Source organism: Bacillus sp. EKM420B (assembly GCF_011065565.1).
Classification (GTDB): Bacteria; Bacillota; Bacilli; order Bacillales; family Bacillaceae; genus Bacillus; species Bacillus velezensis.
Window position 1 is genome coordinate 1 of record NZ_JAAMNX010000049.1, and the last position, 253, is coordinate 253.

Annotated in this window: 1 protein-coding gene; it reads right to left on the reverse strand. The window is 60.1% G+C overall.

Annotation, left to right across the window (positions count from 1 at the left end; all coding sequences use genetic code 11):
- The coding region (locus G9F48_RS19470) for a condensation domain-containing protein (protein WP_165409992.1) at positions 1-253 on the reverse strand (253 nt) is incomplete at both ends.

Sequence of the window (253 nt, forward strand, 5' to 3'; positions counted from 1 at the left end):
CGGGCGATGCGGTGAAGGCCGGATGCCGTTTCAGCGTCAAGCGTGCACGATACGCTGCCGCCCGCAAAGCTTCTGACCGCCGGACGGGGCTTGTCAGCCGGAAGCTCAAGCACCGGAAGCTCTCCTTCAAGCCGCTTCAGCCAATAGGCTTCCTGCTTCTGGTACCCTTCTTTCTTCTGAAACGACCGCTGCCAGACGGCATAGTCTTTATATTGAAGGCGCATCGGCGCAAGCGAACGGCCTGCGTACAGCT